Origin of the sequence: Pseudoduganella violaceinigra DSM 15887, assembly GCF_000425385.1 — a bacterium.
Lineage (GTDB): Bacteria > Pseudomonadota > Gammaproteobacteria > Burkholderiales > Burkholderiaceae_D > Rugamonas > Rugamonas violaceinigra.
Genome location: NZ_AUDI01000015.1, coordinates 178,062 through 203,586 on the forward strand (window position 1 = coordinate 178,062; position 25,525 = coordinate 203,586).

The window sequence follows — 25,525 nt, forward strand, 5'->3', positions numbered from 1 at the left end:
GCGGCGCCGGTTCTCACTCCTTCTTCTTCTCGCCCATCTGCTCGCGGCGCTTGGCCTGCAGTTCGCGCTCGCGGGCGTCGATCACCGATTGGTCGTAGTAGGTTGCATCGGGCGCCTTGCGCGCCAGCGCCAGCTGGTCCAGCGCCGCCAGCGTGCCGCCCAGCAGCACGTAGGATTCGGCCAGCGAGATATGCTGCAGGGCGATCTTGCCCTGCTTGGCGTAAGCCTGCGCCATGTAGTCGTGCAGCTCCGGTTCGCGGCGGTACATCTGCAGCTGGTCGCGCAGGAAGCGCGACGCTTCCTCGTACTTGCCGCCCTTGATCAGGGCGTCGGCGTACTGCCACACCAGGCCGCGCGACAAGGGGAAACGCCCTTGCGCCTGCCTGGCCTCCTCGATGGCGGCGGCGATCACTTCCGGCTTGTTCTCCTGCGCCAGCTTGATTTCCAGCGACATGTAAGCCAGCGCGGAATCGGTGGTGCCGCGCGGCAGGGGCGTACTGAAGGCGCCGGCGACCGGCGGCTTGTCGATCGTTGCGCGCGCCTTGTCCAGCCACTCCTGCGCGGCGGCGAATTCGGAGCGCTTCAGCGACACCATGGCCAGGCCGTATTGGCCGGCGGCGACGTTCTGGCGGCCGGGCTGCTGGATCTGGTTCCTGAATACCGCTTCCGTGTCGGACAGGCCTTTGCTGCTCTCGTCCTGCAGCACGCGGGCGCGGGCGCGCACCAGGTGGAAGTCCATGCCATCCACGCGCTGGTGGTAAATCTGCTCGCGGATGCGGGCCTGGATATCGGCGATACGCTCCGTCGTGAGCGGGTGGGACATCAGCCATGGCGGCGCCAGATCGCTGTACAGACGCGTGCTGTTCTGCATGCGCTGGAAGAACGCCACCATGCCGCTCGAATCGTAACCCGCCGCGTTCATGATCTGGAAGCCGATGCGGTCCGCCTCGCGTTCCGCATCGCGGCCAAAATTCAGCTGGCGCTGTATCGCGAGGCCCTGGCCGCCCATGAATACGCCCATTGCCGCGTCGGGATTGGATTTGGCGGCCAGCGCCGCCAGCAGCATCGCCGCCAGTGGAATCAGGGAATCGGTCTTTTGCGCGCCGATCTGGCGCGCAATATGGCGCTGCGCGACGTGGCCGATCTCGTGCGACAGCACGGACGCGAGCTCCGATTCGGTCTGCGCCGCCAACAGCAGCGCCGAATGCACGCCGATATAGCCTCCCGGCAAAGCGAACGCATTCAGGTTCTTGTCGCGGATCGCGAAGAAGTAATAGTCAAGGTTCGCGTCGCCGCGCGCGCCCGGACGGGCATCGACCAGCTTGGTGCCGAAACTATTCAGGTAGTCGATGATGGGAGGATCATCCAGGTAATCGCGCTCGAAGCGCAAGCTCTGCATGATTTCTTCACCCAGACGCTTTTCCATCACCGGCGACAAATCCTCGCGCGAGGCATCGCCCAGCATCGGCAGGTCGGGCTGCTGCTGCGCCTGTCCTACCGGCGAAGCAGCAGCCAGCAGGCCGGAAACCAGTGCCGCCATCAATGGGCGGCGAAAATGTAGTGCATTCACAGTGCTATCATACCCGTTCAACAAGAGACTACGCGATGACCGAACACCTTACTCATTTTGATGCCGCCGGACAGGCCCATATGGTCGATGTCGGCGCCAAAGCCGACACCCACCGCATTGCCGTTGCCAGCGGCAGCATTCGCATGAAGGCGGAAACGCTGGCGCTCATTCTATCGGGAAGCGCCAAGAAGGGCGACGTGCTCGGCATCGCACGCATCGCCGCCATCATGGCATCCAAGCGCACGGCCGACCTGGTGCCGCTGTGCCACCCGCTGGCCCTGACCCGTGTCGCCGTGGACTTTACCACCGATGAAGCCGACAACGCTATTCATTGCCGCGCCCAAGTGGAAACTTACGGCAAGACCGGGGTGGAAATGGAAGCGCTGACTGCCGTGCAGGTTGGCCTCTTGACCGTGTACGACATGTGCAAGGCGGTCGATCGCGGCATGGTGATGACCGATATCCGCGTCACCGAAAAAGCGGGCGGCAAGTCGGGCGACTGGAAAGCCTGATGCGCAGGCGCGCTGCCATCGCCGCATGCCTCGCCCTGCTTGCAGCGTGCGACAGCGGCGGTGGCGGCCGCGCCATGTCGAAAGTTGCGAACACCGAGTGGCACCGCAAGGACCTCGATGCCCACCTGTCGCGCTGGCTGGCCGTGGCGCCCACGCCTTCCGGCATGCTGCGAGGGCAGTTCGACCGCAACTGGCAGCCGGCGGACAGTTCCGCCGTCGAACTGACCCTGCACAGCCGCCTGGTCTACACCATGCTGGTCGGCTATGAGGCGACCCACGATCCACGCTATCTGGAGGCGGCAAAGCGCGGCGCCGATTTCCTGCTCGGCCCCTTCCACGATACGTTGAACGGCGGCTTTTACCAGGTGGTCGACGCGACCGGCAAAGTCGTCAGCCCTGCCAAGAATACCTACGGCCACGCGTTCGCGCTACTGGCGCTGGCACATGCGGCGCGCGTGACGGGCGAGGCGACGTACCGGGACGCGGCCCTGGCGGCCTGGCAGGACATCCGTCTCAAACTGCGCGAGCCGGGCGGCGGCCTGCGCGGCGCAGCGGCGCGCGATTTTGCGCCGGCGATGGAGAAAAGGCATAGCCAGAATCCCCTCATGCATATGTTTGAAGCCTTGCTGGCGCTGATCGATGCCACCGGCGACCAGCAGGTGGTGGCCGACGCGCGCGCCCTGGGCGACTTCGTGCTGAACCAGTTGATGGTTGGCCTGCCGGACGGCGGCACCTACATTCCCGAGTGGTATGACGCGCAGTGGAAACCGCTGCGGGATGACGACGGCTTTACCGACCTGGGACACCAGTTCGAATGGAGCCATTTGCTGCGCAGTGCGGAGCTACGCGGCCTGCCACCCACCTATGCCGCCGTGGCAGACCGCTTGCTCAAATTTGCGGTCGCGCATGGCTACGACGAGCAGGACGGCGGCATCTTCAACCGCATGTCGCCGGGCGGCCAGGTCGACCACGGCAAGTTCTGGTGGCAGCAGGCCGAAGGCATGAAGGCTTTCCTGGCGGTGGCGGAGCGGCCGGATATGGCGCGGCGCTACCAGGAAACCCTGGAGCTGGTCGACAGGGAGATCATCGACCGCGACAACGGCGGCTGGCGCTTCGGCGCGAAGCAGACGTGCAGCGGGGGCGGCTGCAGCAAGCAGCAACCCGACCCCTACCACATGGTCGGCCTGGACTGGACGGTCGTATCGGCAAAACCTTAGCTGCTACGCAAGCTTATCGTACAATGAATAATTGCTCACAATAGACAATCACGACGATGGCGGGCGAAAACAAATTGCAGGAATATGCGTTTGAACAGATGAACCTGCAGGTCGGTGGGCGCATCCAGCTGATCACCCATCGCACCCTACGGCCCTTGCAGCACTTCTCCACCGTGATCGGCTGGGTGAAGGACGAGTATATGATCGTCAAGATCCCCATGGAGACCAGCGGGCCGATCTCACTCACCGAGGGCGACAAGCTCACCGTGCGCGTCTTCTCGGGGGTAAACGTCTGCTCCTTCTCAACCGTCGTGCAACGCGTCTTCCTGCGGCCGCTGATGTATGCCCATGTGAGCTTCCCCAACGATATCCAGGGCACCAGCTTGCGCGCGGCCATGCGGGTCAAAGTCGAAATTCCGGCCAAGTTGGTGCGCGACGATGGCAGCCACGCTTCGGTCTTCCTGGTCAATCTGAGCGTTTCGGGCGCACTGATCGAATCGGCCCAGCCCTTGAGCCGCGAGGGCGAGACGGTGCAACTGGACTTCACTTTGCTGGCGCCGCCGGACGACCGGCAAGTGCGCATCAATACGCCGGTGCTGGTACGCAATGCGACCGTGGCGCAGTCGCAGAAGATCGAAGGCAAAGAAGTGTTCAGCTACGGCGTGCAGTTCACCAACCTGGATCCGGCGCACTTCACCTTGCTGCAGAACCTGACGTACGAGGCCATGCTGGCCGACCGGCAAAAAATCGTCTGAGCAAATAAAAACCGGGCCGCAGCCCGGTTTCTTTTTCAACTGCCAGAGCTATCAGGTACCGACGCTGTTCTTCTGCAGCGCGGACTTGACGGCGGTGTTGGTGACGGCCGAAGCGTCGATCTTCCAGGTCATGGCGGTGCCGTTCGCAGGCAGGGTCGGGGTGATGACCACGTTCTTGCCGGACACGCCGGTTGCTACGTCGGCAGCATAAGTCATCGTAATGATACCGGCACCGGTCACGGTCACAGCCGACACTTCCTTAGTCGGGGTGAAGGTGGTTGGGATGCCGCTGGTGGCGTTGGCGGTATTGCAGTTGGAGACGTCGCCGCCGGCTTCCTGAGCGCAAACAGCCACGGCAGTCTTGATGGAGTCAACGGCGGTCAGACCGGCAACAGCCTTGGTCTTGGCTGTGTAGTCGGAGTAAGCAGGGATTGCCACTGCTGCCAGAATACCGATGATCGCGACAACAATCATCAGTTCGATCAGGGTAAAGCCGGATTGGGCTTGCTTCTTCATCATTTTCAGGCTGTTCATGGTCGCTTCCTCTCAATTGGGTTCGGCACAAGCGTGCGTACCAGAGGTATTGCAATCACCATGCCAGCAGTTCTGGGCGCTATTTCGGGCAGTTTTACACCGATGAGTTGACAGTCTTTGTCGGCATCCGTGAAATTTTTGTCAGCCAGGCGGCATCAATGACAAATTCCGTCAAAAACTAACGAAAAGTAACAATGGTGTCGATACCCAGATTTTCGGCATGTAGTGGTAAACGAAAAAACCGGGCCGAAGCCCGGTTCTTTTCAAGCAGGGGACCCTAAGAATTAGGTACCTACGCTATTTTTCTGCAGTGCGGACTTGACGGCAGTGTTGGTGACGGCGGAAGCGTCGATCTTCCAGGTCATGGCGGTGCCGTTGGTTGGCAGGGTTGGGGTGATAACCACGTTCTTGCCGGACACGCCGGTTGCTACGTCAGCAGCGTAGGTCAGGGTGATGATGCCGGCGCCGGTCACGGTCACAGCCGACACTTCCTTAGTCGGAGTGAAGGTGGTTGGGATGCCGCTGGTGGCGTTGGCGGTATTGCAGTTGGAGACGTCGCCGCCAGCTTCCTGGGCGCAAACAGCCACGGCAGTCTTGATGGAGTCAACGGCGGTCAGACCGGCAACAGCCTTGGTCTTAGCAGTGTAGTCGGAGTAAGCAGGGATTGCCACTGCGGCCAGAATACCGATGATCGCAACAACGATCATCAGTTCGATCAGGGTGAAGCCGGCTTGTGCTTGCTTCTTCATCATTTTCAAGCTTTTCATAGTCTCTTCCTCTTTAAATGTTTCGGCACAAACGTGCGTACCAAGCGTACAGCAATTCCTATGCCAGCTGCTTCCCTCCTGAATTGCAGAGCGCTACGCCATTGAGTTGACAGACTTTGTCGGCATCTGCGAATTTTTGTCAGCTGCCCCCTTTTCTAATGACAAATCCCGTCAGGAAACCCGCAAAAAGTGGCGATATGCCAACGGCGATCGTGTCACTGGGCATTGGTAAACGAAAAAACCGGGCCGACGCCCGGTTTTTTTCAAGCATGAGACCTAAGAATTAGGTACCTACGCTATTTTTCTGCAGTGCGGACTTGACAGCAGTGTTGGAGACGGCGGAAGCGTCGATCTTCCAGGTCATGGCGGTGCCGTTGGTTGGCAGGGTTGGGGTGATAACGACTTTCTTGCCAGACACGCCAGTTGCTACGTCAGCAGCGTAGGTCAGGGTGATGATGCCGGCGCCGGTCACGGTCACGGCCGACACTTCTTTGGTCGCGGTGAAGGTGGTTGGGATGCCGCTGGTGCTGTTGGCGGTGTTGCAGTTGGAAACGTCGCCGCCAGCTTCCTGGGCGCAAACAGCCACGGCAGTCTTGATGGAGTCAACAGCGGTCAGACCGGCAACAGCCTTGGTCTTGGCGGTGTAGTCCGAATAGGCAGGGATGGCGACTGCGGCCAGGATACCGATGATCGCAACAACGATCATCAGTTCGATCAGGGTGAAACCGGCTTGGGCTTGCTTCTTCATCATTTTCAGGCTTTTCATACTCGTCTTCTCTTAAGTGAATTCTGCACGAACGTGCGTGACTCCCTTATTGCAATCCGCATGCCAGCTGCTTTTGCCCTGTTTTCGCGAGTTTTGCGCCGATGTATTGACAGTCTTTGTCAATATCCGTGATTTTTTTGTCAGTTGCCCGCGCCGCTGACAAATTCCGTCAGTAAATTTGCAACATATTTATCAACATCGAAAATGCCCATGCCTGGGCGACAAGAAAACCGAGCCGCAGCCCGGTTTTCGGTTCAGCAATCAACCGATCAGGTGCCGACGCTATTCTTCTGCAGTGCAGACACGACCGCGGTATTCGTGACGGCCGAGGCGTCGATCTTCCAGGTCATGGCGGTGCCGTTGGTTGGCAGGGTTGGGGTGATGACCACGTTTTTGCCAGAGACACCGGTTGCTACGTCGGCAGCATAAGTCATCGTGATGATACCGGCACCGGTCACGGTCACAGCCGACACTTCCTTAGTCGGGGTGAAGGTGGTTGGGATGCCGCTGGTGGCGTTGGCGGTATTGCAGTTGGAAACGTCACCGCCAGCTTCCTGGGCGCAAACAGCGACGGCAGTCTTGATGGAGTCAACCGCGGTCAGGCCGGCAACAGCCTTGGTCTTGGCGGTGTAGTCGGAATAAGCGGGAATGGCGACTGCGGCCAGGATACCGATAATCGCGACAACGATCATCAGTTCAATCAGGGTGAAGCCGGCATGGGCATGTTTTTTAATCGTTTTCAGGCTTTTCATGGGTCTCTTCCTCAAGTTAAATACGGCACAGATGCGCCTACTTTCCATAGAGCAATTCATATGCCAGCCATCTTTTGCCCTACTTTTAGTCAAAAACTCCCCATTTCCTGCCACTTCTCGTCAATGTTGCCCAAAAAATTGTCAGCACCGGGATATTTGGTGACAATTTTCGTCATAAAAATCACACAATGTAACAATACACGGGCGTTCGCGAACCATGGTCTATTAGATTTGCGATGCCTCAAGCGGGCGTAAGAGGCTCATTTGGCAGGCATCAGGAAACAAAAAACCGGGCCGCGCCCGGTTTTTTTGTTCAACCATGAGTCCGATCAGGTGCCGATGCTGTTTTTCTGCAGCGCGGACTGGACGGCGGTGTTGGTGACGGCCGACGCGTCGATCTTCCAGGTCATGGCGGTGCCGTTGGTCGGCAGGGTCGGGGTCATAACTACGTTTTTGCCGGAGACGCCGGTAGCGACGTCAGCAGCGTAGGTCAGGGTGATGATGCCAGCGCCGGTCACGGTCACGGCGGACACTTCTTTGGTTGGGGTGAAGGTAGTTGGAATGCCGCTGGTGGCATTGGCGGTGTTGCAGTTGGATACATCGCCGCCAGCCTCCTGGGCGCAAACTCCGACGGCGGTCTTGATGGAATCAACGGCGGTCAGCCCGGCAACGGCCTTGGTCTTGGCGGTGTAATCCGAATAAGCAGGAATGGCAACTGCGGCCAGGATACCGATGATTGCGACAACGATCATCAGCTCAATCAGGGTGAAGCCGGCTTGAGCTTGCTTCTTCATCATTTTCAGGCTGTTCATGGTCTCGTCCTCTCAAGTGAATTACGCAGCAAGCCTGCGCACTTGATCTGGTGCAATCCCCATGCCAGCCTATTTCGCCCCAGATACGGGCAGATCGGCGCAGATTTGCTGACACTCCTTGTCAGAGCTTGAAAAAACTTGTCAGCAGCGGCCCGCCCCTGACAAATTCTGTCGAGAATGCACAAAAAAAACCGGGCCGAAGCCCGGTTTTTTCAAGCATGGGACCTAAGAATTAGGTACCTACGCTATTTTTCTGCAGAGCGGACTTGACGGCAGTGTTGGAGACGGCGGAAGCGTCGATCTTCCAGGTCATTGCGGTGCCGTTGGTTGGCAGGGTTGGGGTGATCACCACGTTCTTGCCAGACACACCGGTTGCTACGTCAGCAGCGTAGGTCAGGGTGATGATGCCGGCGCCGGTCACGGTCACGGTCGACACTTCTTTGGTCGGGGTGAAGGTGGTTGGGATGCCGCTGTTGGCGTTGGCGGTGTTGCAGTTGGAAACGTCGCCGCCAGCTTCTTGGGCGCAAACAGCCACGGCAGTCTTGATGGAGTCAACAGCGGTCAGACCGGCAACAGCCTTGGTCTTAGCGGTGTAGTCGGAGTAAGCAGGGATTGCCACTGCTGCCAGAATACCGATGATCGCAACAACGATCATCAGTTCGATCAGGGTGAAGCCGGCTTGTGCTTGTGCTTTGATAGATTTCATCGATTTCATTTCAATAGATTCCGAAACAGGGTTTTTAAAGTAACGCTATATCCATAGAGCAATCAGCATGCCAGCTTAATAGTTGAGCAAAAAGCGGAAATTTGCCTGAAAAATAAGCAAAATTACACAAGAAGATGACAATTTCTGTACGGAAAAGGACAAATTTTGTCAGCACCGTAGGCCGGCGCTGACAAAGAATGTCAGGCCGTGGCGCGGAACGCCATGACGATACCGCTCAAGTCGAGGATATCGCCGGCTTTCAGGGGCTGGGGCTGGCGCGGCAAGGGTTCGCCATTCAAGAGTGGAGCTTTGTCGCCTTCCACGTGGGCGGCGGAATAGCCATCGATGGCGCGGGCAATCACCACCACTTGAACGCCGGGGCGGCCAAGACTGGTGACGGCCTTGGTCAGGCTCAGGGTTTTGCCGGCATTCGTACCATTCAATACTTCGATATGGCAAAGCGGCAGCTCAGCCATGACCGTGGCCGGCGACGGTGGCACCGGCATGGCCGGGATGGTGGCTGCGGCGGCGGCCAACGGGCGGATGCCATCGGAAACGAATTCAAGGTGGTACTTCGCCATCTTGATCACGTCCTTGTTCTGCAGGAAGTGCTTGCCGATGCGGTGGCCGTTGACAAAAGTACCATTCGTGCTCTGGAGGTCTTCAAGAAAGGAGTCGTCCAGGATGGTGGTGACGATGGCGTGCTCGCCGCTCACGGCAGCGTGATTCAGAACAATGTCGTTATGCTTGTGGCGGCCAACCGTCATGCGCTCCTTGGTGAGCTGCACGGTTTGCTCAATTACACCTTCCCGCATTACGAGTAGTTTTGCCAAATCGATATCCTCCTGGGTAAACGCAAACGGGGAGCCGAAGCTCCCCGTTATCATACAGCTACTATTACAGCATTGCCTTCAACAGACGAGCCATTTCGGATGGATTCTTGGTAACTTTAATACCGCAAGCTTCCATGATTTCCAGTTTGGCTTGTGCGGTGTCGGCGCCGCCGGAGATCAGCGCGCCGGCGTGGCCCATACGCTTGCCTGGAGGAGCAGTGACACCGGCGATGAAGCCGACTACCGGCTTCTTCATATTGTCCTTGATCCAACGGGCTGCATTGGCTTCGTCCGGACCACCGATTTCGCCGATCATGATCACCGCGTCGGTGTCAGGATCGTCGTTGAACATGCGCATCACGTCGATGTGCTTCAGGCCGTTGATCGGGTCGCCGCCGATACCGACAGCGGAAGACTGGCCCAGGCCCAGTGCGGTCAGCTGGCCGACTGCTTCATAGGTCAGGGTGCCGGAGCGGGAAACCACGCCGATACGACCCTTCTTGTGGATGTGGCCAGGCATGATGCCGATCTTGATTTCGTCCGGGGTGATCAGACCTGGGCAGTTAGGGCCCAGCAGCAGGGTTTTGGAGCCGGCCTTGGCCATGCGGTCCTTGACTTCCATCATGTCGCGCACTGGGATGCCTTCGGTGATGCAGATGGCCAGATCCAGTTCAGCTTCCACGGCTTCCCAGATCGCGGCGGCGGCACCTGCGGGTGGCACGTAGATCACGGAAACGGTCGCGCCGGTTTCCGATGCGGCTTCCTTGACGGTTGCGTAGATCGGGATGCCTTCGAAATCTTCGCCGGCTTTCTTCGGGTTCACGCCAGCCACGAAGGCTTCGCGGCCGTTCGCGTAGTCGCGGCACATGCGGGTGTGGAACTGGCCGGTCTTGCCGGTGATGCCCTGGGTGATGACTTTGGTGTCTTTATTGATCAGGATAGACATAGTGATTCCTTAATTATTTACCTGCAGCGGCGGCAACGACGGCCTTGGCTGCATCTTCCATGGTGTCGGCGGCGATGATCGGCAGGCCGGAGTCCGCCAGCATCTTCTTGCCCAGGTCTTCGTTGGTGCCCTTCATGCGGACCACCAGCGGTACTTGCAGGGACACGGCCTTGGAAGCGGTGATCACGCCTTCGGCGATCACGTCGCAGCGCATGATGCCGCCGAAGATGTTCACCAGGATCGCTTTCAGGTCCGGGTTCTTCAGCATGATCTTGAACGCTTCGGTCACTTTCTCGGCCGTTGCGCCACCGCCCACGTCCAGGAAGTTGGCAGGCTCGCCGCCGAACAGCTTGATGGTGTCCATGGTGGCCATGGCCAGGCCGGCGCCGTTCACCAGGCAGCCGATGTTGCCGTCCAGGGAGATGTAGGCCAGGTCGAATTTCGATGCTTCGACTTCAGCTGGATCTTCTTCGTCCAGGTCGCGGTATGCCACGATTTCCGGGCGACGGAACAGGGCGTTGGCGTCGAAGTTGAACTTGGCGTCCAGGGCGATGATCTTGCCGGAGCCGGTCACGATCAGCGGGTTGATTTCGGCCAGGGAAGCGTCGGTTTCCCAGTAGGCTTTGTACAGGCCTTGCAGGTTGGCCACCGCGTCGGCGATCGAACCTTCCGGCACGCCGATCTTGCGGGCCACGTCGGCGGCGTCAGCGTCGGTCAGGCCGGTGGCTGGATCGATCACGACGTTGTGAATCAGTTCAGGGTGCTTTTCAGCGACTTCTTCGATGTCCATGCCGCCTTCGGAGGAAGCCATCAGGACAACGCGCTGGGTCACGCGGTCGGTCACCAGGGAAACGTAGAGTTCCTTCTTGATGTCGGCGCCTTCTTCGATCATCAGGCGGCGCACTTTCTGGCCTTCAGGGCCGGTCTGGTGGGTCACCAGCTGCATGCCCATGATCTGGTCGGCGTATTCCTTCACCTGTTCCAGCGACTTGGCAACTTTCACGCCGCCGCCTTTACCACGGCCACCAGCATGGATCTGTGCCTTCACGACCCAGACTGGGCCGCCCAGGGTTTCAGCAGCTTTGACTGCGTCTTCCACGGACATGCACGGAATGCCGCGCGGTACGGTCACTCCGAATTTTCGGAGGATTTCTTTGCCTTGATACTCATGGATTTTCATGCTGGCTTTCCCTTCTTTCGAATCATTTGAATAGTAGTATTTTGTACAGCACCTAAGCTGCTTCCGTCTTGCTGACGACCCAGCGCGGGTAGAACTCGGCAACTGCCCCGCCATCGGTCCTGAGGGCGTGGCACTTATCAAGTTGGAACGGTTTTTCTGTCGCGGTGCTGGAGCGCTCGTTGACCGGCCAGACATCGTTGGCAAAGGCTTGCACGGCTGCCGTCGGCAGCACCTGGGCCAATTCTGTCAGGTGGGTACAGCCTTGCACACCGGCCAGCCTGTCCTTGAGCGCCTGGCGGAACCCCTGCAGCAGGTTCAGGCCGATCAAGGCTTTGTAGGCCGGGCCGATCGTGTCGCAATGGCCAGGATAAGGAACGGCGTCCGAACACGCTTCGGCATCGACGATGGTCAGCTGCTTATCGACGGTCACGCGCAGCCACAGGTCGTGCAGGGCTTGATTTGCCTTGCGCGGGCCGGATGCCAGCATGGTGTCGAAGGATTTGATGTCCGTGATATGGGCGTCAAGATCCCACAGGCCATCCTCGCGCGCGAACGCCTGGATGTCTATGGCGCGCGTATGCCGCAGCGCGCGTCGGGAGACTGGATTTGACAGGGACATAAGACCGATGCCACTCAAAAGTGGCCAAAATTATAAGCAGCTAATCAGTACGCCGCAGCTTCTACGGACAACCACCGCACCCGCGGTGCTGCATAAAACTGCAAAAGTGTAGCACACTGCGCATGGCCTGAGAAATTGACGCTCAGCGAAGCGTTTCGTAGTCGGCCTTTTCCATCAGGTCGACCTGGACTTCGCGCCGGCCTTCGCGGAACTGCGGCGAGGCGACACTGCGCTGCGGCTCGCGGCCCTCCCAGGCCACGCCGCCCACGTCCAGCATGGTTGCAAACATGCTGCTGTGGCTGATCTTGCGCTGGCGGTAGGCCGGGTTCATCCAGATGATCAGCGGCACGTGGATGTCGGCAATGGTCGGTGGCCGGAGACTGTTCATTGCACAGTTCAGCGATGACGCTGGCGAGGAAGCGGTCAGCTTCCACCACCGTATTGTCTAAGAATTGATGGTTGCCGCCTTGTCGCTCGCACGCGGCGTCTCAATGCCGAGGTCAAGCATGGTCGGCGTGAAGACGCGGGGCGCCGCCTCATAACGATCTTCATACGGAATATGGCTGCCATGCATATGCAACACGGCAAATTGGCGCGGCCCGCCCCGATGCACACAGGAGCTGAACATGGGCAGCAAGCTGGCATCGGTGCGCATATGGAAGTCCTGCGCATCCACGCCATACTCCAGCACGTCCGCGCTGCGGCCTATTCAATCAGCGGCGGCAGCACAACAAACGGCGCGGCCAGTCATCAACGAGAAGGCGGCAACCGCAAAAGCGGCGCCGGAGCCCCTAAAGCTGGTCGGTACAGAGCGCGGTTAGGCTAGGCAGCCGGAGCCACAGGGTCAGGATTAATGCTTTAATACGGGCGCCGCGCATTTAACGCATTTTCCCAAAACGAACCATTACAGCGTGAGCGTGACGAACGCTTAAAAGTCCTCGTCCGGCATGCTGCCTTTCATGGCGGCGCGGATGGCCTTCTGGGAGAAACCGCGCGACATCAGGAAACGCAGTTGTTTCTGGCGGCCTTCGGGGTCGTCGGCCACGGCGCCGAATTTGCGGCGCCAAACCTCGCAGCACCGCTCGACTTCGTCTTCCTTCAAGCCCTCTTTGACTTCTGCCAGCATCTCGCCGCCGATGCCGTGGTGCTGCAATTCGGCCACGATGCGGCTGTTGCCGTAACGGGCGGCCCGGCGGTGCACCAGGTTTTCGGAGAAGCGCTCTTCCGAGAGCCACTTGTTCTGTTCGAGGAAATTCAGGAGGGCGTCGATGTCGTCGCCCTCTTCCGCGTGGCGTTGCAGCTTGCGGGCCAGTTCGAGGCGGCTGTGCTCGCGCTGGCTTAACAAGCGCAGGGCGCGGGCTTTGAGGGTGGGTTTGGGGAGGGGCATGGCATTTCTAAAACCGCCAGACCGGTGTCAGACCCGCAGGGTCAGACACCTGAGACGCAGCGGCCACGGGCCAGGGTTCAGTCGACCGCTTTGAGTTTCGGCGCCGGTGCTTCGACGCCGTCGTCGGCCACAGCCGGCAGCTCGCGCACGCCCAGTGCCGCACGCACCTTGTTCTCGATTTCGCGCGCCAGAGCTGGGCGCTCTTTCAGGAAGGTGCGGGCGTTGTCCTTGCCCTGGCCGATACGCTCGCCGCCATAGCTGTACCAGGAGCCCGACTTCTCGACGATCTTGGCTTCCACGCCCAGGTCGATGATCTCGCCTTCGCGCGAAGTGCCTTCTCCATACAGGATGTCGAAGTGGGCTTCCTTGAATGGCGGCGCAATCTTGTTCTTGACGACCTTGACCTTGGTTTCGTTGCCGATCACTTCGTCGCCCGACTTGATCGAGCCGGTGCGGCGGATGTCCAGGCGCACGGAGGCGTAAAATTTCAGCGCATTGCCGCCGGTGGTGGTTTCCGGCGAGCCGAACATCACGCCGATCTTCATACGGATCTGGTTAATGAAGATCACCAGGGTGTTGGTGCGGTTGATGGTGCCGGTCAGCTTGCGCAGCGCCTGGGACATCAGGCGCGCCTGCAGGCCTGGCAGGGAATCGCCCATATCGCCTTCGATTTCCGCTTTCGGGGTCAGCGCGGCGACCGAGTCGACCACGATCAGGTCGACGGAACCGGAGCGCACCAGCGCGTCGCAGATTTCCAGGGCCTGTTCGCCGGTGTCCGGCTGGGAGATCAGCAGCTCGTGCAGGTTGACGCCCAATTTCTGCGCGTAGGTGACGTCCAGCGCGTGTTCCGCGTCGATGAAGGCGCAGGTGCCGCCCAGCTTCTGCATTTCAGCGATCGCTTGCAGGGTCAGGGTGGTTTTACCGGACGACTCAGGACCGTAGATTTCCACCACGCGGCCGCGTGGCAGGCCGCCGACGCCCAGCGCGATATCCAGGCCCAGGGAGCCGGTGGAGACAGTCTGCACTTCCTCGATCGGGGCCGATGCGTCCATGCGCATCACGGAGCCTTTGCCAAACTGCTTTTCAATCTGGGCCAGTGCGGCCGCCAGGGCCTTGGCTTTTTCCGATGCAGGTACTACGCCTTTTTTGTCGTCCATGATGTTCTTTCGCGCTAGATAAATTGGGTCACTACGTTGCGTACAGGTGATACTGTATAAAAAACCAGTGCTTTTGACAAGCCCCTTTTTGCAAACTTTGCGAAATATCAAATAGCTAGAGTACAGTAACCGTATGCGTATCCTTTTAGCCGAAGATGACAGCGTCCTCGCGGACGGCCTGACGCGCTCCCTGCGCCAGTCCGGCTATGCGATCGATTGCGTAAACAACGGGCAGGAGGCCGACACCGCCCTGTCGACCCAGGAATTCGACCTGCTGATCCTGGATCTGGGCCTGCCCAAGCTGTCCGGCCTGGAAGTGCTGCGCCGCCTGCGCGCCCGCAACTCCCTGCTGCCGGTGCTGATCCTGACGGCCGCCGATTCGGTGGAACAGCGGGTCAACGGCCTCGACCTGGGCGCCGACGATTACATGGCCAAGCCTTTCGCCCTGTCGGAACTGGAAGCGCGGGTGCGCGCCCTGACCCGGCGCGGCCAGGGCGGCGGCGCCACCGTGGTCAGGCACGGCCCCCTCAGCTACGACCAGGTCGGCCGCAGCGCCTATATCAATGAGCAGATGCTGGACCTGTCGGCGCGCGAACTGGGCCTGCTGGAAATCCTGCTGGCCCGCACCGGCCGCCTGGTATCGAAGGAACAGCTGGTCGACCACCTGTGCGAATGGGGCGAGGAGGTCAGCAACAACGCCATCGAGGTGTATGTGCACCGCCTGCGCAAGAAGATTGAAGTGGGCGGCATCCGCATCGCCACCGTGCGCGGCCTGGGCTACTGCCTGGAAAAATTCAACCCGCCCCAGGCTCCGGCTTCCAAGTGAACGGCGAGCCCCAAGCCGCCGCATGGGAGCATGCTCCGGCCGCCGAAGAAAACGAGATCCAGCACTCGCTGTTCGGCGAGATCCTGGACTGGATGCTGGCCCCCCTGCTGCTGCTCTGGCCCATGAGCATCGCCATCACCTACCTGGTCGCCAAATCCATCGCCAACCAGCCCTTCGACCACGCGCTGGAAGACACTGTCACAGTGCTGGCGCAGCAGGTGCGCGAAGTGGACGGCGCCATCGCCAGCCTGCCCGGCGCGGCGCGCGACATCCTGCGCGCCGACGACGTCGACAATATCTTCTACCAGGTCGCCAGCCCGTCCGGCGCCCATGTGGACGGCGACCGCGACCTGCCGGCGCCGCCGAAGCAGGACCCGGAGCAGCAGGATATCCGCGCCGGCACGGTCCTGTTCCGCAGCGCCACCTTGCACGGCACGCCGATCCGCATCGCCTGGACCTTTGTCAACCTGGAGGAAGACAAGGCGCTGCCGCAGCGCCTGGCCCTGGTGCAGGTGGGCGAGACGCTGGAAAAGCGCGCCAAGCTGGCCAATGAAATCATCAAGGGCGTGATCCTGCCGCAATTCATCATCCTGCCCATCGTGCTGGCCCTGGTGTGGTTCGCCCTGTCGCGCGGCCTGCTGCCGCTGCGCGAGCTGCAGGAGCGCATCCGCGCCCGCCCGTCCGACGACCTGAGCCCGATCCCGCCGCGCCAGGTGCCGGAGGAAATCACGCCGCTGGTCAAATCGCTCAATGACATGCTGGAACGCCTCAAGCTGTCGATCGATATGCAAAAGCGCTTCATCGCCGATGCGGCGCACCAGATGAAAACTCCGCTGGCGGGCATGCGCACCCAGTCGGAGCTGGCGCTGCGCCAGACCGACCAGGCCGAGGTGCACCGCTCGCTGGAGCAGCTGGCCAAGTCCTCGGAAGCTGCCACGCGCCTGGTCAACCAGCTGCTGGCCCTGGCGCGCGCGGAAAACCAGCCGCAGGCCGGCGCCGCCATGCAGGCCCTCGAACTGGGCGAGCTGGCGCGCGGCACGGTGCACGACTGGGTGCAGGCATCGTTCAGCGCCGGCATCGACCTGGGCTACGAGCCGGCCGCGCTGGATGTGCCGATCGCCGGCAACGCGGTGATGCTGCGTGAAATGCTGTCCAACCTGATCGACAACGCGCTGCGCTACACGCCGCGTGGCAGCGCCGTCACGGTCAGAGTGCGCAGCACCCAGGAGCAGGCCTTGCTCGAGGTGGAGGACAACGGCCCGGGCATCCCGGCGGCCGAGCGCGGCCACGTGTTCGAGCGCTTCTACCGCATCCTGGGCAGCAACGCCGAGGGTTCGGGCCTGGGCCTGGCCATCGTGCGCGAAGTGGCGCAGCAGCACGGCGCGGAAACTGACCTGTTCGCCAACCCGCGCGCCACCGATCCGAAACATCCGGGCTGCCTGTTCCGCGTCAGCTTCCCGCTGCGCGCGCCCGAGCAACCCGCTGGCGATGAGGTACCGCATTTTGGATAAGCTCGAGCGCCATTGGCGCCGCGTGCGCCGCATGACCGGCTGGCTACTGGCGGCCTGGCTGCTGTCGACTTTCTGCATCGTCTTCTTCGCCCGCGAGCTGAACGGGCTGACCATCTTCGGCTGGCCGCTCTCCTTCTATCTGGCGGCGCAGGGCGCTTCGCTGACCTACCTGGCCATCATCGGCTTCTACGCCTGGCGCATGCGTGCGCTGGAGCGGCGCTACCACGCCGAGGGGGAAGCGTGAGGTCGCCCTTCTTCCGCAAGCTGCAGCACTATTACACGATTTTCACCGGCTGCTTCGCCCTATTCCTGCTGGCGCTGGCGATGCTGGAAAAGGAAGGCATGCCGCGCCTGTGGATCGGCTACCTGTTCATGTTCGCCACGGTCGTCCTGTATGCGGCGATCGGCGTGATCAGCCGCACCTCGAACGTGGCGGAATACTATGTCGCGGGGCGGCGCGTGCCTTCGCTGTTCAATGGCATGGCGACGGCGGCCGACTGGATTTCCGCCGCCAGCTTCATTTCGCTGGCGGGCGGCCTGTACCTGCACGGCTTCGACGGTCTGGCCTACATCATGGGCTGGACCGGCGGCTACTGCCTGGTGGCGCTGCTGATCGGGCCCTACCTGCGCAGGTTCGGCCAGTACACCATCCCCGACTTTCTCGCCGCGCGCTATGGCGGCGGCGTCGACGGGCGCGCGGTACGGCTGATGGCCGTCAGCGCCACCATCATCGTTTCCTTCACCTATGTGGTGGCGCAGATCTACGCGGTCGGGCTGATCGCCTCGCGCTTCACGGGCGTCGATTTCTCGGTCGGCATCTTCCTCGGCCTGGCCTCGATCCTGGTGTGCTCCTTCCTGGGCGGCATGCGGGCGATCACCTGGACCCAGGTGGCGCAGTACATCATCATCCTGGTGGCCTTCCTGATGCCGGCCATGTGGCTGGCGGTCAAACACGGCGGCAATCCGGTGCCGCAGGTGGCCTACGGCAAGCTGCTGCCCAAGCTCAGCGCGCGCGAAGCGCAGCTGGCGCAGGACCCGCAAGAGGCCGAGGTGCGCAATATCTTTCTGCAGCGCGCCGGGGACTTCGGCGTGCGCCTGCGCGGCCTGCCCGCCTCCTGGGATGCGGGACGGCAGGAAGCGCAGCACAAGCTGGACATGGTCAAGCAAGGTAGCGGCTCGCTGCTGGAGATCCGCGCCGCCGAACGGGCGCTGGCCGATTATCCGAAGACGCTGGAAGACGCGGCAAGCTTGTGGGCCGCGCAGCGCGACGCCAACCTGGCGCGCGGGCGCGCGCTGGTCAAGCATGCCGAGCCCTTCCCCGGCGAGAGCCGCGCGCAGTCGGACCAGAAGCGCAATAACTTCATGGCGCTGGTGTTCTGCCTGATGATGGGCACGGCGGCCCTGCCGCACATCCTGATGCGCTCCTACACCACGCCCTCGGTGCAGGAAACGCGGGTATCGGTGTTCTGGACGCTGTTCTTCATCCTGCTGGTCTACCTGACCATTCCCGCCCTGGCGGTGCTGGTCAAATACGATATCTACAGCGCGCTGGTCGGCAGCGACTTCGCGCACCTGCCGACCTGGGTGTCCTACTGGGCCAATGTGGACAAAGCCAATCCGCTGCTGTCGATCAGCGACATCAACGGCGACGGCATCGTGCAGCTGTCCGAAATCATGATCGACGGCGACGTGCTGGTGCTGGCCACGCCGGAGATTGCCGGCCTGCCGTATGTGGTCTCGGGCCTGGTGGCGGCGGGCGGCCTGGCCGCGGCCTTATCCACCGCCGACGGCCTGCTGCTGGCGATTTCCAACGCCCTCTCGCACGATGTGTATTACAAGATCGTCGACCCGCAGGCCTCGACCCAGAAGCGGGTGACGATTTCCAAGCTGCTGCTGCTGGCGGTAGCCTTCATCGCGGCCTACGCCGCCTCGACCAAACCGGGCGACATCCTGTCGCTGGTGGGCGCAGCCTTCTCGCTGGCGGCATCGACGCTGTTTCCGGCACTGGTGGCGGGAGTGTTCTGGCAGCGCGCCAACCACCAGGGCGCCATGGCCGGCATGGTGGCCGGCTTCTTCACCTGCCTGTATTACATGCTGCATGCTAACCCCGTGCTGGGCGGAACCCTCGGCGGGCAATGGTTCGGCATCGCCGCCAATTCCGCCGGCGTGTTCGGCGTGCCGGCCGGCCTGGCCGCGCTGGTGGCCGCCAGCCTGCTGACGCCCGCGCCGGATGCCCGGACGTTGTCGCTGGTACGCCACATCCGCACGCCGGAATAGCGCTTGTTACTTTTGGTGATTCTATTAAGGTTGCTGGTAAAGTAACATGCTGCCCATGAAAATTCTCACCTTGACCCTCGCGATCTCGCTGGGGCTGGCCGCTGCGCCGGCCGCCTTGGCCGTCGCAGCCCCGCCGCCAGCGGAAGCCTTCTTCGAAAACCCTGTGTTCAGCGGCGCCGTCATCGCCCCCGACGGCAAGCACCTGGCCGCCAAGATCGGCGCCAAGGGCAAGCGCAATATGCTGGCCGTGGTCGACCTGACCACGCAGAAAACCCAGGTGGTGGCGCATTTCAGCGACACCGATATCCGCAACGTGCAATGGGTGAACGAACAACGGCTGATGTTCGATACCCAGGATACCCAGACGGCGCAGGGCGACATCCGGTTCGCGCCGGGGCTATATGCCGTGGACCGTGACGGCGGCCGCTTCAAACAGCTCGCCTCGCGCCGCGGCCAGGGTGTGAAACAAAGTTCCGTGCAGCGCGACATGCTGCCGCTGAACACGGCCATGCTGCGCCAGGCCGGCGCCCAGGATTCGGACTGGGTATATGTCGAAGACTTATCAGTCGACAACTGGGGGATTGCCGGGGACTCCCGGCTGCTACGTCTGAACACCGTCACCGGCAAGACACAGTCGATTGAACGCCCGGGCGACGTCCAGTCCTGGCTGCTGGACCAGGAGGGACGGCCACGCCTGGCCTACAGCCTGGCCAAGGGCGAAGTCAGCATCAAAGTGCGCGACGATGAGAACACGCCCTGGCGCAGGCTGACCACCTTCAAGGCTCTGGGGCTCGCCCCCGACGCCATCTCGCCGCTGGCATTTGGCACCGGCAACACGCTCTACGTCAAAGCGCTGCGCGGGGCCGACAACACGTCGGTCTTCCGCCTCGACCTGGCAAGCGGCAAGATGGATGAAAAGCCCCTGATCACGCTGGATGGCTACGACTTCAGGGGCCGGCTGGTGATCCAGGGCGGCAAGCTGGTGGGCGTGCATTATCTGCAAGACGGCGAAGGATCGCAATGGTTCGATCCAGCCCTGCAGGCGCTGCAGGCGGACATCGACAAGCTGCTGCCACAGACCGTGAACATGCTCGATCTGCCGGCCGGCCTGCAAGCGCAGAATGTGCTGGTGCGGGCCTATTCGGACGTACGTCCATCCAGCTACTACGTCTATGATCGTGCGGCAAAGAGCTTGAACAAGGTGGGCGACACCTATCCCGCCATCGACTCCAGCCAGATGGGCCACCAGGAGCAGGTGCGCATCAAGGCGCGCGACGGCATGGAAGTGCCTGCCATGTTGACCCTGCCCGCGCAGAAGGATGCGAAAAAACTGCCGATGGTGGTGTTGGTGCACGGTGGCCCGTACCTGCGCGGCACGAGCTGGGGCTGGAAGCCCGATGTGCAGTTCCTCGCTTCGCGCGGCTACGCGGTGCTGGAACCGGAATTCCGCGGCAGTACCGGTTATGGCGAGAAGCTCTTCGTCTCGGGCTGGAAGCAGTGGGGCCTGAAAATGCAGGACGATATCGCCGATGCCACCAAGTGGGCCGTGGCACAGGGCTACGCCGATCCGCAGCGCATCTGCATCGCCGGCGCCAGCTATGGCGGCTATGCAACGCTAATGGGCCTGGTCAATGATCCGGGGCTGTACCGCTGCGGCGTCGAATGGGCCGGGGTCACCGACCTCAAGCTGCTTGTCACAGGCCACACGATGTACCGCGACGACGCCAGCGAAGAATCGCGCAAGTACGGCATCCCTGAACTGATCGGCGATCCGGAAAAGGATGCGGAACGCTTCCAAGCCACCTCGCCGATCCAGCAGGCGCACCGCATTACGCAGCCGCTGCTGATGGCCCATGGCGGTGCCGACCTGCGCGTGCCGCTGGTGCACGGCCTGCAACTGCGCGATGCGGTCCAGCGCAACAACAAGCAGGTGGAATGGATCGAGTACGAAAAAGAAGGCCACGGCTGGTACCTGCCGGCCAACCGCATCGACTTCTGGACCCGGGTCGAAGCTTTCCTGAATCGAAATATAGGCGCGCAAGCACAATGATTCGCTATTTCCTCTTAAGCCTGGCCGCCGTGAGTGGCCTGGCTTGTGCCGCGCCACCCGCGGTGCAAAGCTTTTTCGAAGATTCGCAATTCAAGGACGCCAAGCTCTCGCCCAGCGGCCGCTATGTGGCGCTGCGCGTTGGCGACAGCAAGCAGCGCGACCAATTGATGGTCTTCGCCACCGACACCCTGGAACCGGTGGGCGGCGCCCGCATGTCCCAGCTGGACGTCGGCGATATCCGCTGGGTCAACGACCAGCGCCTGGTGTTCAATGTGGTGGACCGGCGGGAAACGCCCGGCAACATCAACTACGCCCCCGGACTGTATGCCGTCAATCGCGACGGCAAGGGCATGCGCCAGCTGGTCAACCACGAGGCGACGGAAAAGGATACGACCGGCACCCAGATCCACACGCGCATCGAACCCTGGAACACCTTCCTGCTGGACGATGCCGGGGCACAGGACTCCGACTACATCTATCTGCAGCGCCCGGTCCGCGACAAGCTGTCGACCTTCGTCATCGATCACACGGAGCTGGTCAAGCTGAATACATCGACCGGACTATCCAGCATGGTCGCGCGCCCAGTGGCGCCGCAGGCCTGGCTGCTCGATAGCAAGGGCGAGCCGGCCATCATGATTTCCGAAAAGGACGGCCGGAACACGGTGCACTACCGCGCCGCGGCCGGCAGCGAATGGCGCGCCCTGGCCTCCTTCGACACCTTCGGCAAGGGCGGCGGTTTTGAGCCGGTCGGCTTCTCGGACGACCAACACCTGCTGGTGCGGACCAGCATCAAGAACGATAAGGTGGCGCTGCATGTCCTCGACCTCGCCACCGGCAAGATCGATCCGCAGCCGCTGATCGCCCTGTCCGGCTTCGATTTCAGCGGCAAGCTGGTGTACATCAACAAGCATCTGGCTGGCGTGCACTACCTGGCCGACGCGCGCGCCAGCGTGTGGTTCGACGAAGGCATGAAGGCGGCGCAAGCCGACGTCGACAAGCAGATGGGCGGCCTGATCAATATCATTACGCCGCCGGCGCTGCCGGATACGCCATGGATGCTGGTGGCCAGCTATTCCGACCGCCAGCCGCAATTCTATTCGCTCTACAACAGCAAGAGCCATGAGCTTAAAGGCATCGGCAGCAACCATCCCGGCATCCGGGCGGCGGAAATGGGGCAGCAGGACCTCGTCAAGCTCAAGGCGCGCGACGGCATGGAAATACCGGCCTGGCTGACGCTGCCACCCAAGGGCGGCAAGAAGCTGCCGCTGGTGGTGCTGGTGCATGGCGGGCCCTATGTGCGCGGCACCGAATGGGGCTGGGAGGCCGACAGCCAGTTCCTCGCCTCGCGTGGCTACGCCGTGGTCCAGCCGGAATTCCGCGGCACCACCGGCTATGGCATGCATCACTTCACCGCAGGCTGGAAACAGTGGGGCTTGAAAATGCAGGACGATATCGCCGACAGCGTGAAATGGGCGGTGGCGCAAGGCTATGCCGATCCAAACCGCGTGTGCATCATGGGCGGCAGCTATGGCGGCTACGCCACCCTGATGGGACTGGTCAAGGACGGCGACCTCTACCGCTGCGGCATCGCCTATGCAGCGGTCAGCGACATCCCGCTCCTGCTTGACGACGGTAACTGGATGCTGTCCGACATGGGCGACAGTTACAAGAAGTATGGCGCGCCGAAGCTGGTCGGCGACGTGCAGCGGGACGCCGCGCAGCTGGAAGCCACCTCGCCGCTGAAGCAGGCCGCGCGCATCAAGCGCCCGCTGCTGCTGGCCCACGGCAGCGACGACCGCCGCGTGCCGCGCGTGCATTTCACCAAGATGCGCAGCGCCCTGGAAGCCAATAAGGCCGATGCGGAATTCGTCGAATACACCGGCGAAGGCCATGGCTGGAGCACGGTTGAAAACCGCGTCGACTTCTGGACCCGGGTCGAGAAATTCCTCGACAAGCATATCGGCGCGGGGGCCAAAACGGAGTAAGCTGGCGGCTCGTCCATCACTTCGCCGAAGGAGGAGCACCATGTCGTCTGGCAAGATCCTGGTTGCACAAGGGGGCGGGCCAACCGCCGTGATCAACCAGTCGCTGGCAGGCGTGGTGCTGGAGGCGCGCCGCTTCCGCAATGTGACGCGCATCTACGGCGCGCTGCACGGCGTGCGCGGCATCATCAACGAGGAATTCGTCGACCTGACGCAGGAGACCAGCCACAACCTGGAGCTGGTCGCCGCCACCCCCTCCTCCGCCCTCGGTTCCACGCGCGACAAGCCGGACCTGAAATACTGCGAAGAGATCTTCAAGGTGCTCAAGGTGCACGAAATCGAGCATTTCTTTTACATCGGCGGCAACGATTCCTCCGACACGGTGCGCATCGTGGCCGAACAGGCCAAAGCAGCGGGCTACCCGCTGCGCGCCATCCATATCCCCAAGACCATCGACAACGACCTGGTCGGCAACGACCATACGCCGGGCTTCCCGTCGGCGGCGCGCTTCGTGGCGCAAGCCTTCGCCGGCGCCAACCTGGATAACGCCTCCCTGCCGGGTGTGTACGTGGGCGTGGTGATGGGCCGGCACGCCGGCTTCCTGACCGCCGCCGCCGCCTTGGGCAAGAAATTCCCGGACGACGGGCCGCACCTGATCTACCTGCCGGAACGCGTGTTTTCGATCGATCAATTCCTGGCCGATGTGAAGGAAACCTATGCGCGCTATGGGCGCTGCGTGGTGGCGGTGTCGGAAGGGATCCACGACGCATCGGGCGAGCCGATCGCCACCTTGCTGGCCAAGGAGGTGGAGCGCGATGCGCACGGCAATGTGCAGCTGTCCGGCACCGGCGCGCTGGCCGACCTGTTATGCGATGAAATCAAGGAAAAACTGGGCATCAAACGCGTGCGCGGCGACACCTTTGGCTACTTGCAGCGCTCCTTCATCGGCTGCGTCTCGGACGTGGACCAGCGCGAAGCACGCGAAGTCGGCGAGAAGGCGGTGCAGTTTGCCATGTGGGGCGAGCGCAACGGCTCCGTGGCGATCAAGCGCACCGGCTTCTATTCGGTCGACTACGAACTGCTGCCGCTGGAAGCGGTGGCCGGCAAGACCCGCGTCATGGACGATGCCTTCATCGACGAGAAGGGCACCGGGGTGACGGATGCCTTCCGCATGTACCTGCGGCCCCTGCTCGGCTCGGGTATGCCGGACGCCTATCGCCTGCGCCCGGCGCCGGTGGCAAAGATCCTGAAAGCCTGAATCCGGCCCAGCTTAGAGGCTGTTTCAAAATGGGCGTGGCTAGGCGCAGCGACGAAGGCAGTGCGCCTGCACGGCAAGGAGCTGCAACAACGCCATGGCCATTTTGAAACGGCCTCTTAGCGGGCTTCAGCGCCCAGTTGCAGCAAGGCCTTGGCCAGTTCCTCGTTCTGGGCCTTGCGGGCAGTCTGGTACGGCGTCGCGACGCCGGCATTGCCGTTGGCATCGGCGCCATGCTGGACCGCGAACGTGGTAAATTCGACCGTCTGCTGGACGCAGTCTTGCCATACCGCCTCCAGGCGCTCTGCAGCGATGCTCTTTCGCATGGCATCCACGTCGCAACGCGCGGCCACGCTGGCCAGCATGCCGCGCTGCCGCCAGATACCGCCGTTCGGGTTCGCTCCCAGCAGGATCGCGCGCTGGGCTGCCGCGAATTCGCCGGCATTGACCAGGCTGTTCAACAGAGGGGCTTCATGCGGCTTATGCTGATCCAGCTTGGCGCCGTTCTTGACCAGCATTGACAGCAACTCGTTGACGGCCTCGCAGCGCGCGCAGTTGCCGAAATCGACGGCATCCGCTTTGGCACCGCGCTCGATCGCGAAACCGGCTAGCGCCAGCTTGCGGTCCTGGTAATTCTGTGGCGCTTCCACGCCGTAGCTTTGGGTGGAGACTGCCTTTTGCAGCGCCACCGTGCCCGCTTCGCCGGACATGTCCATGCCTTCCACCAGGTGCTTGACCATATCGAGGCGGGCCGCCCGCTTCTCCGGTTTCACTTCGCGCATGTACTCGTCGGCGCAGTAGGACAGATAGCCCAACTTGTCCTTCTCGGACAGGTCCCCACGCTTTTTCAGCCAATGCTTGAAGTCGTCCAGGTCGCCATCCCGTATCGCATCCCACAGATGCTCGTCGGCCGAACGGGGCGTCAGGACGTGGGCAATGCCGGCCACCAGGGCGATCGGGACACAGATCAGGATGGCGGGGCCCTTGCATAAGTCACCATCGTTGGAAGCGTGGGCGGGCACCGGCAAGGCCAGGGCAAGGCCAAGGGCGGCGATAAGGGGGCGGTATTTGGACAAACGCATGCGACCTGTGATGAAGAAACGGACAATCA

26 protein-coding genes are annotated in these 25,525 nt (G+C 61.9%); 10 read left to right on the plus strand and 16 right to left on the minus strand.

Annotated elements, in window-relative coordinates; all coding sequences use genetic code 11:
- Positions 1-13: 13 nt before the first annotated feature.
- Entirely contained in the window at positions 14-1,570 is a 1,557-nt protein-coding gene (locus H597_RS0110265) for a M48 family metalloprotease (RefSeq protein ID WP_307579360.1), read from the minus strand.
- A 35-nt stretch (positions 1,571-1,605) separates the two neighbouring features.
- Here H597_RS0110265 and moaC point away from each other — a divergent pair, with 35 nt between their 5' ends.
- The 3 genes from moaC (at position 1,606) to H597_RS0110280 (ending at position 4,054) form a co-directional block, all read left to right on the plus strand.
- Positions 1,606-2,082, plus strand: coding sequence for a cyclic pyranopterin monophosphate synthase MoaC (moaC, locus tag H597_RS0110270; RefSeq protein ID WP_028102062.1), 477 nt, complete (start codon positions 1,606-1,608; stop codon positions 2,080-2,082).
- Complete coding sequence (locus tag H597_RS0110275; RefSeq protein ID WP_028102063.1) at positions 2,082-3,299, plus strand: AGE family epimerase/isomerase; 1,218 nt, start codon at positions 2,082-2,084, stop codon at positions 3,297-3,299. Before moaC ends, H597_RS0110275 begins: the two co-directional genes overlap by 1 nt.
- Before the next feature lie 98 nt (positions 3,300-3,397).
- A complete protein-coding gene (locus tag H597_RS0110280; protein ID WP_229632139.1) occupies positions 3,398-4,054 on the plus strand; it encodes a flagellar brake protein in 657 nt (218 codons plus the stop codon).
- Positions 4,055-4,105: 51 nt separating this feature from the next.
- On the opposite strand, the gene H597_RS0110285 is transcribed toward H597_RS0110280, so the two are convergent.
- From H597_RS0110285 to recA, 14 genes are all read right to left on the minus strand, one after another.
- Positions 4,106-4,588: a pilin gene (locus H597_RS0110285; protein ID WP_028102065.1), complete on the minus strand. Its 483-nt coding sequence runs from the start codon at positions 4,586-4,588 to the stop codon at positions 4,106-4,108.
- Positions 4,589-4,872: 284 nt separating this feature from the next.
- Positions 4,873-5,355, minus strand: coding sequence for a pilin (locus tag H597_RS0110290; protein ID WP_028102066.1), 483 nt, complete (start codon positions 5,353-5,355; stop codon positions 4,873-4,875).
- Between the two features lie 283 nt (positions 5,356-5,638).
- On the minus strand, positions 5,639-6,121 hold the full coding sequence (locus H597_RS0110295) for a pilin (protein WP_028102067.1): 483 nt from the start codon (positions 6,119-6,121) through the stop codon (positions 5,639-5,641).
- Positions 6,122-6,390: 269 nt separating this feature from the next.
- A complete protein-coding gene (locus tag H597_RS0110300) occupies positions 6,391-6,873 on the minus strand; it encodes a pilin (protein WP_028102068.1) in 483 nt (160 codons plus the stop codon).
- Positions 6,874-7,202: 329 nt separating this feature from the next.
- The gene (locus H597_RS0110305; protein ID WP_028102069.1) at positions 7,203-7,685 is read right to left on the minus strand and encodes a pilin; all 483 of its coding nucleotides are present in this window, start codon (positions 7,683-7,685) and stop codon (positions 7,203-7,205) included.
- A gap of 232 nt (positions 7,686-7,917) precedes the next feature.
- Positions 7,918-8,400, minus strand: coding sequence for a pilin (locus H597_RS36100; protein WP_028102070.1), 483 nt, complete (start codon positions 8,398-8,400; stop codon positions 7,918-7,920).
- Between the two features lie 191 nt (positions 8,401-8,591).
- Positions 8,592-9,224 (minus strand): FHA domain-containing protein, encoded by a 633-nt coding sequence (locus H597_RS0110315; RefSeq protein WP_028102071.1) that lies wholly within the window; start codon positions 9,222-9,224, stop codon positions 8,592-8,594.
- 64 nt (positions 9,225-9,288) lie between these two features.
- Positions 9,289-10,170: a succinate--CoA ligase subunit alpha gene (gene sucD / locus H597_RS0110320; RefSeq protein WP_028102072.1), complete on the minus strand. Its 882-nt coding sequence runs from the start codon at positions 10,168-10,170 to the stop codon at positions 9,289-9,291.
- Between the two features lie 13 nt (positions 10,171-10,183).
- The gene (sucC, locus tag H597_RS0110325; protein WP_028102073.1) at positions 10,184-11,350 is read right to left on the minus strand and encodes an ADP-forming succinate--CoA ligase subunit beta; all 1,167 of its coding nucleotides are present in this window, start codon (positions 11,348-11,350) and stop codon (positions 10,184-10,186) included.
- A 52-nt stretch (positions 11,351-11,402) separates the two neighbouring features.
- A complete protein-coding gene (locus tag H597_RS30435; RefSeq protein ID WP_035373751.1) occupies positions 11,403-11,969 on the minus strand; it encodes a DUF2889 domain-containing protein in 567 nt (188 codons plus the stop codon).
- Positions 11,970-12,111: 142 nt separating this feature from the next.
- Positions 12,112-12,357, minus strand: a complete 246-nt coding sequence (locus tag H597_RS0110335) for a hypothetical protein (protein ID WP_028102074.1) — start codon at positions 12,355-12,357, stop codon at positions 12,112-12,114.
- Between the two features lie 57 nt (positions 12,358-12,414).
- Positions 12,415-12,645, minus strand: coding sequence for an alkaline phosphatase family protein (locus tag H597_RS0110340; protein WP_154668041.1), 231 nt, complete (start codon positions 12,643-12,645; stop codon positions 12,415-12,417).
- Between the two features lie 252 nt (positions 12,646-12,897).
- On the minus strand, positions 12,898-13,356 hold the full coding sequence (gene recX / locus H597_RS0110345; RefSeq protein WP_028102076.1) for a recombination regulator RecX: 459 nt from the start codon (positions 13,354-13,356) through the stop codon (positions 12,898-12,900).
- A 77-nt stretch (positions 13,357-13,433) separates the two neighbouring features.
- Positions 13,434-14,513 carry a recombinase RecA gene (gene recA / locus H597_RS0110350; protein WP_028102077.1) on the minus strand — a complete coding sequence of 360 codons (1,080 nt, stop codon included), beginning with the start codon at positions 14,511-14,513 and terminating at the stop codon, positions 13,434-13,436.
- Between the two features lie 133 nt (positions 14,514-14,646).
- On the opposite strand from recA, the gene H597_RS0110355 reads away from it, so the two are divergent.
- The 7 genes from H597_RS0110355 to H597_RS0110385 are packed head-to-tail and all read left to right on the plus strand — an operon-like array spanning position 14,647 to position 24,417.
- Positions 14,647-15,339 carry a response regulator gene (locus H597_RS0110355; protein ID WP_028102078.1) on the plus strand — a complete coding sequence of 231 codons (693 nt, stop codon included), beginning with the start codon at positions 14,647-14,649 and terminating at the stop codon, positions 15,337-15,339.
- Positions 15,336-16,850 carry a sensor histidine kinase gene (locus tag H597_RS0110360; protein WP_035373752.1) on the plus strand — a complete coding sequence of 505 codons (1,515 nt, stop codon included), beginning with the start codon at positions 15,336-15,338 and terminating at the stop codon, positions 16,848-16,850. Before H597_RS0110355 ends, H597_RS0110360 begins: the two co-directional genes overlap by 4 nt.
- Entirely contained in the window at positions 16,843-17,094 is a 252-nt protein-coding gene (locus tag H597_RS0110365; protein WP_371850725.1) for a DUF4212 domain-containing protein, read from the plus strand. The genes H597_RS0110360 and H597_RS0110365 overlap by 8 nt, the downstream gene beginning before the upstream one ends.
- The gene (locus H597_RS0110370) at positions 17,091-19,127 is read left to right on the plus strand and encodes a sodium:solute symporter family protein (protein ID WP_028102080.1); all 2,037 of its coding nucleotides are present in this window, start codon (positions 17,091-17,093) and stop codon (positions 19,125-19,127) included. The genes H597_RS0110365 and H597_RS0110370 overlap by 4 nt, the downstream gene beginning before the upstream one ends.
- 55 nt (positions 19,128-19,182) lie before the next feature.
- The gene (locus tag H597_RS0110375; protein ID WP_035373847.1) at positions 19,183-21,177 is read left to right on the plus strand and encodes an alpha/beta hydrolase family protein; all 1,995 of its coding nucleotides are present in this window, start codon (positions 19,183-19,185) and stop codon (positions 21,175-21,177) included.
- Positions 21,174-23,162 (plus strand): alpha/beta hydrolase family protein, encoded by a 1,989-nt coding sequence (locus H597_RS0110380; RefSeq protein WP_035373755.1) that lies wholly within the window; start codon positions 21,174-21,176, stop codon positions 23,160-23,162. Before H597_RS0110375 ends, H597_RS0110380 begins: the two co-directional genes overlap by 4 nt.
- A 40-nt stretch (positions 23,163-23,202) precedes the next feature.
- A complete protein-coding gene (locus tag H597_RS0110385; RefSeq protein WP_028102082.1) occupies positions 23,203-24,417 on the plus strand; it encodes a 6-phosphofructokinase in 1,215 nt (404 codons plus the stop codon).
- A 116-nt stretch (positions 24,418-24,533) separates the two neighbouring features.
- On the opposite strand, the gene H597_RS0110390 is transcribed toward H597_RS0110385, so the two are convergent.
- Positions 24,534-25,496 carry a hypothetical protein gene (locus tag H597_RS0110390; protein ID WP_035373757.1) on the minus strand — a complete coding sequence of 321 codons (963 nt, stop codon included), beginning with the start codon at positions 25,494-25,496 and terminating at the stop codon, positions 24,534-24,536.
- Positions 25,497-25,525: the final 29 nt, after the last annotated feature.